We start from the raw sequence: 8,572 nt of genomic DNA, 5'->3' as shown, positions 1-8,572 counted from the left end.
CCCCGGCAACCCCATGCCCACAAGCCCACGGAAGTCGCGCTCATTCACCCCGACTCCGACGAGGAGGCACCCAAGCAGGCGCCGTGCCAGGGCCCAGGGTGCCCCTTGCGCGCGGGTATCTCCTTTAGATCTCTTGGAACACCGAGTTCCTGGTGGGTACGCCGGCTTCTCGGGCGTCGGAAAAAATGCCCGGACAGGGAACTTTGCTTCCTGTGAAAAGCACTGGGTTGCCGGTGGGCAACCGCGTTCCTACCTTGGGCCGCTCCGGGATGGGGATACGGGGGAGGTGCCAACGTGTACTGGACCATGGGGATGATCCTGCTCGTGCTGTGGGGCACGGGCCTGACGGTGGGCTCCACGGAGGGCTACTGGGTCCACCTGTTGCTGCTGTTCGCGCTGCTCACGTTCGTGCTGGGCGTGGTGTCGCGGGGCCGGAGGACGGCGGTGTCATGAGCGCGGTCCGAGGTCCCAGGGCGGACGGGGTGGAGCTGCCCCGGGACACCGCGGGCTTCACCCGCCGCGAGTGTCCCAGCTGCATGCGCGCGTTCAAGACGCGCCCCGGCCCGCATGACGCCCGTGCGCTGCTGCACAAGCTGCAGGCCTTCTTCACGCTGGAGAACGCGCACGAGGGCGAGGAGGGGCTGCCGGTGTGGCGCTGCCCCTACTGCGGCCACCGCGCGGAGGCGGATGGCTTCCTCACGCCCGCGCAGCAGACGCATCTGGAGTCGGTGGCGCGCGCGTGGGCCAACCACGTCCGCTACGAGCAACTGGCGCACGTCTCGCGCACGCTGTCGCTCAACCCCCGGCCCACCTTCGTCGCCGTGGAGCCCGAGTCGATGCCGGGCCCCATGGACCCGGAGCCGGATGAGCTCCTGCGGGTGATCCCCATGCTCTGCTGCGGCGAGGACGTGAAGCTCCTGTGGGAGTGGGATCAGCTCATCTTCTGCCCCCGCTGCGGCGCCCGGCACGGCGGGCTGAGCGGCCGGCAGCAGATCCAGCTCGAGGTCATCCAGGAGTAGGGCGGGGTGGACTCGGGCGCCGCCCGGCGGCAGGCTCGCGCGCCATGAAGAGCTTCCCCTGGTGGGGGCTTTGGGCGGGCCTGCTCCTCGGCGCGCACGCCGCCTCCGCCCACGACGCAGACATCCTCTACACCCAGGTGCGTCGCACGCCGGACGCCCACGCGTCCCAGGTGCGCCAGGTCCTCACCATGACGGCCGCGACGCTCGGGCGGCTGGTCCCGGCGGGGCTGGACGCGGACTCGGATGGCGCCCTGTCGCAGGCGGAGCTGGACGCGCGCCCCGACGCCCTCTCGAGCGGCGTGTGGGACGTGCTGCCGCTCACCGCGGGCGGCGCTCCTTGCGCGCGCACGGCCCAGGCGGCGCGGGCGGGGGCCACGTTCGTCGAGCTGACGGCCACCTTCACCTGTCCCGAGGGACGGCTGCGCCAGCGCTACGGGGTGTTGTCCGTGCTGCCCTCGGGCTACCGGGTCATCCTGGGCAGCGTGGGGGAGGGCGGGGCGCCGGGCGCGCTGTTCGCGGAGGCGGGCCAGCCCTCGCTCGACATCCCCGGCCCCGGGGAGGTGTCCTCGTCCGCCATCGGAGGTTTCCTCGGCTGGGTGGGGCTGGGCATGCGCCACATCTTCGAGGGCGTGGACCACCTGGTGTTCCTGCTGGCCGTGCTGCTGGTGGGCGGCGGGTTCAAGCGTGTGCTGCTGCTGGTGACGTCGTTCACCGTGGCGCACTCGCTGACCCTGGGGGCCACGGCGCTCGGCTGGGTGGTGCTGGATGGCGAGCGGGCGCGGTGGGTGGAGGCCGCCATCGCGCTGTCCATCATCTACGTCGCGGTGGAGAACCTGGTGCTGCGCGAGCACCGTCACCGCGCGCTCGTCACGTTCCTCTTCGGACTGGTGCACGGCTTCGGCTTCGCGAGCGTGCTGGCGGGCTATGGGCTGGGAGACTCCGTGGTGAAGGGGCTGCTCGGCTTCAACCTGGGCGTGGAATTGGGTCAGGCGCTCGTGGTCGCCGTGCTGCTGCCGCCCCTGCGGATGCTCCAGCGCAGGCCGCGCGCGCACCTGGGGACCGTCCGCGGGTTGTCCGTGGGCATCCTCGCGGCTGGTGGGTACTGGATGGTCCAGCGCGCACTCGGTTGAATCCCGGGGACGCCGTTCCTACGTTGGCCTCGAAGAGGGTAGGGATCGGGGGACGTAGATGGGTGCGAGGCATACCCGGCTGGCCGCGGCACTGGCGGCCGCGTGGGAGGCGGAGGTCGTCTCCGCGCGGCGGATGACGATGCTCGCCGAGCGAATCATGGATGCGCGCATGCGCGCGAGGCTGATGGTGCTGGCCGCCTTCTGCCGGGCGCATGCCTCCAGGTTGCTCGCGCGACTGGCGGCGCTGGGACGGGGGCCGCTACCGGTGCCTCCCGAGGAGATCATCCTGGACCCGGACACCCTGTTGGAGCTGCGGCGCGAGGGAGCCTTCGCCCGCGCGTCCGCCGCCCGCTACGAGGCCACCGCGGAGCTGGCGCGCCAGCAGGCGGACCTGTCCTCGGCCTGGGTCTGCGAGCTCAACCGCACCGAGGAGCAGGACCGCTCCCGGGAGCTGCTCACCATGGCCGAGGGCGCCCTGGCCGGCGCCACCATGGCGAGCCCCGCCCAGGCCGCCGCGCCCGCCGACTCCTGAATTCGAGCGCCGGGGGCGCGCTCTCCCGGTGACAGTCCGGGGGCCTTGGGCGTAGAAATCCGCCCATGGCGAAGGAGAGCTACGACGACCTCATCTTCCAGCTGGGGGACCTGTCCCGCGACAGGCTCCCGGGCAAGCCGACCTGCCCCCGCTCCATGGACCGCGTCTACAAGGCGGAGGAGGCGGTGGTGGCGCGCCGCGAGGAGCTGGCCGCGTTCGAGCAGGAGATGAACGACGAGGATGCCGCCTACCAGGCCTTCCTCGACGAACAGGAGCAGGAGAAGGCCGGCCACCAGGCCATCGTCCGCAAGTGGAAGAAGGCGGTGGATGCCATCGACGGCAAGGTGAAGGACCTGCGCAAGACGCTCGCCAGCCGGCGCGCGGAGCTGCGCTACGCCGCCGACGGCCTCATCAAGCTGGAGAAGAAGATCGCGGACATGGAGCTGACGCGGCAGGACCCCGCCCGCATCGACACCGCGCGCACCAACCTCAAGAAGAACCGCCTCACCCAGATGCGGCTCGGCCGGGAGGTCGAGGACCTGGACGAGCGGCTGGCCACCGCCCTCACCCCGGAGCCCGGCCAGCCCGGCGCCCCCGGCATCCTGGCCCACAAGCGCCTGCTGGAGATGGAGGACGAGGCCGAGGCCCGCAAGGAGGAGCACGAGGCGCGCATGGCGGAAATCGACCAGTCCATCGCCACCCTCGAGGAACAGGTGAAGGCCGCCGAGGATTATCTGGACCAGGCGCTGTTCCTGCTCGGGGAGGACGTGTACGCTCAACGCATCGCTGATCCACAGCTGGCCGCGTTCTATCCCCGGCTCGATCGCGCGCAGTGAGGGACCCTGGCTCCCGTAGTGCTTGACGTCAGGGGTATGTCTGCTACATTGCGCCGCTTCCTGGGGACCGCAGAGTAGTTCGCGGGCCAGATCATTGATTTTATTGGGTTTTTCCGCGCCTACGCGCGCTGGCAGTGTGAGGACGACGTGAAGGGTCTGATTGGCAAGAAGATCGGAATGACCCAGGTGTTCACCGACGAGGGCAACCTCGTTCCCGTGACGGTCATCGACGTGAGCACCTGCCAGGTGGTGGGCAAGCGCACTCCCGAGAAGGATCAGTACTCCGCGGTCACCCTGGGCTTTGGTGAGATCCGCGAGAAGATCCTGAACAAGTGCGAGCGGGGCTTCTTCAAGAAGAACAACGCCCCCTACCGCCGGCACCTGAAGGAGTTCCGCGTCACGGTGGAGGAGGCGACCTCCTTCAACGTGGGCGACGCCGTCAAGGCGGACCTGTTCTCCAAGGGCCAGCTCGTGGACGTCACGGGCGTGACGAAGGGCCGCGGCTTCTCCGGCGTCATGCGCCGCTGGAGCTTCAAGGGTTCGCAGACGAAGACGCACGGTACGCACGAGTACCAGCGTCACCCGGGCGCCATCGGTCAGCGTAAGACGCCGGGCCGCACCTACCCCAACAAGAAGATGCCGGGTCACTACGGCGTGGAGCAGGTCACCACGCAGAACCTGACCGTCGTCGACGTGGACCTGGAGAAGGGTCTCGTCCTGGTCAAGGGCGCCGTCCCGGGCCACAACAACGCCATCGTGTACGTCCGCCCGAGCATCAAGGTGGCCATGCGCGAGCAGCACAAGGCCGCGCGCCGCGCCTGATCCGCTGTCCGAGCGGCTTCGCCTGAAGCCCTCATGACGCCCCGCCTCCGGGCCCGATTCGTCGGGCATCCGGGCGGGGCGTTCGCTTTTCCGCCTCTGGTTCCCCCGCGGTGGGTGGGCACACGTGTGTCCCGCCGTGGGAAGCGTGGTGGACCGTCTTCCGTCCTCGGGGGCCGTCGGGCACCTGGAAACGTTGAGAGGTGGTCGGCGCGGGAGCCTCGGGGTGAAAATAATTCCGCCCCCTGGGCTCCGTGGCTTGTCTGGCGTGGAAGGCGTGTGCACATGGATGCGCCATGAAGGGGCCTGGCCGTCGGTGACGCAGGCGCCCTGGCACACGTCGGCCCAACCCCTTGGGCCGGGCAGGAACCATGAACGCACGCACGCTCCGCGTCTTCGCACCACTGGTGGTCTGGTTGGCGGCCTCGGCGGCCGCCGCGCAGGATGACGAGGCCGTCCTCGACAACGTCGTCGTCCGCAACCGGCTGTACGAGCCGGGTGGCAAGCTCGAGGTGTCCCTGGGGGTGGGGCTGCCCCTCCAGACGCACCTGACGGCGCACTACTTCTTCAACCTCGGCGTCGCCTACAACCTCTTCAACACCTTCGCGGTGGAGGCGCGCGCGGGCTACGCGGCCAGCCGCCACACGGGCCTGGCGCGCTCCATCTCCGAGAGCTTCCTGGCGCTCGAGGAGAAGCTCGTCACGGACGAACTGGAGGACCTCTGGGAGATGAACCTCCACGGCGTGGCGGGCATCCGCTGGGCGCCCATCTACGGGAAGCTGAGCCTGGTGTCGGACCTCCCCGCGCACTTCCAGGCCTACGTATGGGCCGGCGGCGGCCTGGGCAGCTTCCAGCGCAACTCCGTCATCCAGTGCTCGCAGGTCGTCAACCGTCAGGCGGGCGTCTGCGACAACCGCACCTCGCTGGATGACCGGGGCAGCGCGTCGGAGGACTACTGGGTGCGCGAGACGCGCGTGGCACCCATGGTGTCCGCGGCGGTGGGCTTCCGCTTCTTCATCCTCGACAAGCACGGGCTGCGGCTGGAGGTGCGCGACTGGGTGTTCCGCGACAACTACCGCGTCAACCTGGTCCGCGAGGACTGGGAGGCGGGCCGCGTGACGGGTGAGTCCGCGTCCAGTCCGGGCCTCACGCACCTGGTGCAGTTCGACCTCGGCTACACCTACTCCTTCTAGGGCACCTTCGAACCATGCGACCGATTCTGTCCCTCGCGCTCCTCGTCGCCGCGGTGGCCCAGGCGGCCCCTCGCTTCCCGACGCCCGCGGCCGTCCTCGCCCAAGCCGAGGAGGCGCCGTCCGTGCCCGCTCCGGGCGCGGAGACCTCCGTGCCGCCGCCTCCCGCCCCTCCCGAGCTGAAGCCGGAGGCGCCCCGCGCTCCGGCCTCGCGTCCGGAGCCCACCGTGCCCACCGAGGCCGCCAAGGCGCCGGCCGTGCAGCCCGCGCTCGCGCCGGTGGAGGAGGAGCTGCACGTCCAGGAGGACACCGAGCCCGCGGTGGCCGAGCCCGTGCGCGAGCACGACGTGGACGCGCCGGTGACTCCGGAGGACGCGCCGGTGCTGGCCTCGTCCGACGAGGCGCCGCGCACCACGGACGCGCAGCAGCAGCGCTTGGTCAATGGCGCGCCGCTCTACAATCCGAACGTGTCGCTGCACATCGTCCAGAAGAAGCGCTTCGCGGACGAGGGCAAGCACGAACTGGCGCTGTACCCGGCGGTGGTGCAGGTCAACGGCAAGTACACCAACCACGCCGGCACCGCGCTGCAATACATCTACCACCTGCAGGAGAACTTCGGCCTCCAGGTGACGGGCCAGTACAACTGGCACACCAACGAGAGCGGCTTCAACCTGGAGCTCATCGACAAGGTGCGTGAGCAGGCGCAGGCGGCCTCGTCGCTGCTGTTGGTGTGGGGCGCGCAGGCGGGCGTGGAGGTGACGCCGCTATATGGCAAGTTCGCGTTCCTGGACAACAAGCTGGCGCAATTCAGCCTGGTGTTCAGCGGCGGCGCGGGCATCGGCTCCACACGCCACCTCATCCGCCCCGCGATGTCCAACGAAGTGGACGGCCAGCGCTACGATGTGCCGGCGCGCTTCGGCGACACGGGCACCAAGTTCCTGGGCTCGGTGGGCGGCGGCTTCCGGCTGCAGTTCGGTGAGTCCTACGCGTTGCGCCTGGAGGTCCGCGACCTCATCTACACCGCCCGCGTGGACAGGGTGGACGGCTGCAACCTGGCGGACTTCGACAAGATGGAGGCCGCCGCGCGTGACCCCAGTCAGTCGTTTGCTGCTCTGCAACTGAGTAGCAGTTGTGACTATCAGAGGTTCGACGGCGTCGACCGGAAGACGAAGAAGAACTACCGCGACGACATCATCCTCGGACGCGACCTGGTGGCCGAGCCGTCCTCCGACGTGCTCAACAACATCAGCTTCTACGCAGGCTTCTCGTTCCTCTTCTGATTGCGCCATGAAGGCACGACTCGCCATGAAACGACTGCTTCCTCTCCTCGCCGTCCTGGCTCCGCTCGCGGCCAGCGCCCAGGACCCGGGCGGCTACAACCGCGCCCTGGCCGCCTTCAACGCGGGCGACCTCGACACCGCCGCGCCGCTCTTCTTCCAGGCCTCCGAGGCCGGCGGCGACGCGCAGACGCAGGGCAAGGCGGAGTACTTCCTCGCCCAGTCGCTCGCGAAGAAGGGCCTGCCGGTGGCGGCCTTCATCTCCTACGCGGCCATCGTCAACGCCGGGCCCTCGCACCCCTCGTACCTCAAGGCGGTGGAGGGGCTGGTGGACATGCAGCAGCAGCTCGACGAGCAGAACCTCATCCCCAGCATCCTCAACCAGGCGTACTCGGACGACGTGAGGGACCAGTGGGTGACGCTGCCCAAGGAGGTGCTCGCGCGCATCAACTACCTGGTGGGCACGGTGAGCCAGCGTCGCATGCGCTTCGAGGAGGCGCGCTTGCTGCTGGAGGCGGTGCCCAGGGACAGCCGCGTGTACGCCAAGGCGCGCTACCTGCTGGGCGTGGTGCTGGCGGACCCGCGCTTCCCGGGCCGTCCCGGTGAGGGTGAGGCGCTGGACAAGGAGGCGCTGGCCGCCTTCAACGTGGCGCTGTCCTCCAAGGAGCCGCAGGTGGAGCTGAAGGCGACGCAGCACCTGGCGCTCATCGGCCTGGGGCGGCTGCACTACCGCCGGGGCGAGTACGCGGAGGCGACGGCGGCGTATGAGCGGGTGCCGCGCTACACGCGCTACTGGGACCAGGCCCTGTTCGAGAACGGCTTCGCGCGCTTCCAGAACGAGGACTTCGGCGGCGCGCTCGGCAGCCTCCAGGCGCTGCACGCCCCGCAGTTCGCCGGGGCCTTCCAGCCCGAGTCGTGGATCCTCAAGTCCACCGTCTATTACTACTCGTGCCTCTACGACGAGGTGAAGACGACGCTGGCGGCCTTCGACGAGCTGTACGGCCCCATGGCCAGGCAGCTCGAGCCCTTCACCGCCGAGGACGGCGACCTCATCCAGGCCTACAACCTGGTGGCCGCGGAGAACCGCCGCCTGCCGCGCCCGGTGTACCTGTGGCTGCGCAACAACGAGCGCATCCGCGAGGTGATGCGGGTGCTGGCGCGCGTGGACCAGGAGAAGCGCGAGCTGTCCTCCGGGCCCTGGCGCGGCACGCCCCTGGCGACGCAGACGGTGGCGTCGCTGGAGGAGATTCGCGGCACGCTGCTCCAGGTGGGTGGGACGCTGGCCCGAAGCCGCATCCGTGAGGCGGCCGACAACCTGCGCACGTTCTCCGACCAGGCCGAGATCATCCGCGTGCAGACGGCGCTGGATGAGAAGGACCTGCTGCAGGCGGGCCTGGACCAGAAGGCGCTCCTGACGCGCCAGTCGCTCTACCGGCCGAAGATGCCGGGCGCGGCGTGGAACTACTGGAAGTTCCAGGGCGAGTTCTGGATCGACGAGATTGGCTACTACCAGTACACCCTGAAGCGGGGCTGCCCGGCGAAGACGGCGGACGCCCAACCGTGACATTCCGGGCACACGGTGCCCGGCCTTCGTACCCAAGGGGACCTCCTTCGCGCACATCGTGTGCCGGGGTGGTCCCCTTCGTGTTTCCTGCGTCGCAAGAGCCGTTCCACACCACTTCTCATTCAGGGTAGGCGCGTCTACTTTCGTTCGTCCCTCGTCGCCGGGTGAATGACTGCTCGGGGGGCGGGGCGGCGTCACAGGCGGG

9 protein-coding genes are annotated in these 8,572 nt (G+C 69.6%); all 9 read left to right on the top strand.

What is annotated here, in order from left to right; all coding sequences use genetic code 11:
* Positions 1-294 precede the first annotated feature (294 nt).
* The 9 genes from FL311_RS05570 to FL311_RS05530 all read left to right on the top strand — a co-directional run bounded on the left by FL311_RS05570 (position 295) and on the right by FL311_RS05530 (position 8,367).
* Entirely contained in the window at positions 295-453 is a 159-nt protein-coding gene (locus FL311_RS05570; protein WP_141323900.1) for a lmo0937 family membrane protein, read from the top strand.
* Positions 450-1,019, top strand: coding sequence for a hypothetical protein (locus FL311_RS05565; protein ID WP_046714240.1), 570 nt, complete (start codon positions 450-452; stop codon positions 1,017-1,019). Before FL311_RS05570 ends, FL311_RS05565 begins: the two co-directional genes overlap by 4 nt.
* A gap of 44 nt (positions 1,020-1,063) precedes the next feature.
* Entirely contained in the window at positions 1,064-2,149 is a 1,086-nt protein-coding gene (locus FL311_RS05560; RefSeq protein ID WP_141323899.1) for a HupE/UreJ family protein, read from the top strand.
* A gap of 58 nt (positions 2,150-2,207) precedes the next feature.
* Positions 2,208-2,681, top strand: coding sequence for a hypothetical protein (locus FL311_RS05555; protein ID WP_074951744.1), 474 nt, complete (start codon positions 2,208-2,210; stop codon positions 2,679-2,681).
* A 65-nt stretch (positions 2,682-2,746) separates the two neighbouring features.
* On the top strand, positions 2,747-3,517 hold the full coding sequence (locus FL311_RS05550) for a hypothetical protein (protein WP_141323898.1): 771 nt from the start codon (positions 2,747-2,749) through the stop codon (positions 3,515-3,517).
* A 147-nt stretch (positions 3,518-3,664) separates the two neighbouring features.
* Complete coding sequence (gene rplC, locus FL311_RS05545; protein ID WP_074951747.1) at positions 3,665-4,339, top strand: 50S ribosomal protein L3; 675 nt, start codon at positions 3,665-3,667, stop codon at positions 4,337-4,339.
* A 368-nt stretch (positions 4,340-4,707) separates the two neighbouring features.
* Entirely contained in the window at positions 4,708-5,529 is an 822-nt protein-coding gene (locus FL311_RS05540) for an outer membrane beta-barrel domain-containing protein (RefSeq protein WP_141323897.1), read from the top strand.
* A gap of 14 nt (positions 5,530-5,543) precedes the next feature.
* The gene (locus FL311_RS05535) at positions 5,544-6,806 is read left to right on the top strand and encodes an outer membrane beta-barrel domain-containing protein (RefSeq protein ID WP_141323896.1); all 1,263 of its coding nucleotides are present in this window, start codon (positions 5,544-5,546) and stop codon (positions 6,804-6,806) included.
* A 25-nt stretch (positions 6,807-6,831) separates the two neighbouring features.
* Positions 6,832-8,367 (top strand): tetratricopeptide repeat protein, encoded by a 1,536-nt coding sequence (locus FL311_RS05530; protein ID WP_141323895.1) that lies wholly within the window; start codon positions 6,832-6,834, stop codon positions 8,365-8,367.
* Positions 8,368-8,572: the final 205 nt, after the last annotated feature.

Source organism: Myxococcus sp. AB025B (genome assembly GCF_006518215.1).
GTDB lineage: Bacteria > Myxococcota > Myxococcia > Myxococcales > Myxococcaceae > Myxococcus > Myxococcus fulvus.
Note: the sequence above shows the minus strand (reverse complement) of the source record. Positions and strands in the feature narration are given on the sequence as shown.

Bases quoted from the DNA above. Each gene is read 5' to 3' on its own strand.
- FL311_RS05540 (WP_141323897.1), top strand. From the start codon at position 4,708: ATGAACGCACGCACGCTCCGCGTCTTCGCACCACTGGTGGTCTGGTTG.
- FL311_RS05565 (WP_046714240.1), top strand. From the start codon at position 450: ATGAGCGCGGTCCGAGGTCCCAGGGCGGACGGGGTGGAGCTGCCCCGG.
- FL311_RS05530 (WP_141323895.1), top strand. From the start codon at position 6,832: ATGAAACGACTGCTTCCTCTCCTCGCCGTCCTGGCTCCGCTCGCGGCC.
- FL311_RS05550 (WP_141323898.1), top strand. From the start codon at position 2,747: ATGGCGAAGGAGAGCTACGACGACCTCATCTTCCAGCTGGGGGACCTG.
- FL311_RS05555 (WP_074951744.1), top strand. From the start codon at position 2,208: ATGGGTGCGAGGCATACCCGGCTGGCCGCGGCACTGGCGGCCGCGTGG.
- FL311_RS05535 (WP_141323896.1), top strand. From the start codon at position 5,544: ATGCGACCGATTCTGTCCCTCGCGCTCCTCGTCGCCGCGGTGGCCCAG.
- FL311_RS05560 (WP_141323899.1), top strand. From the start codon at position 1,064: ATGAAGAGCTTCCCCTGGTGGGGGCTTTGGGCGGGCCTGCTCCTCGGC.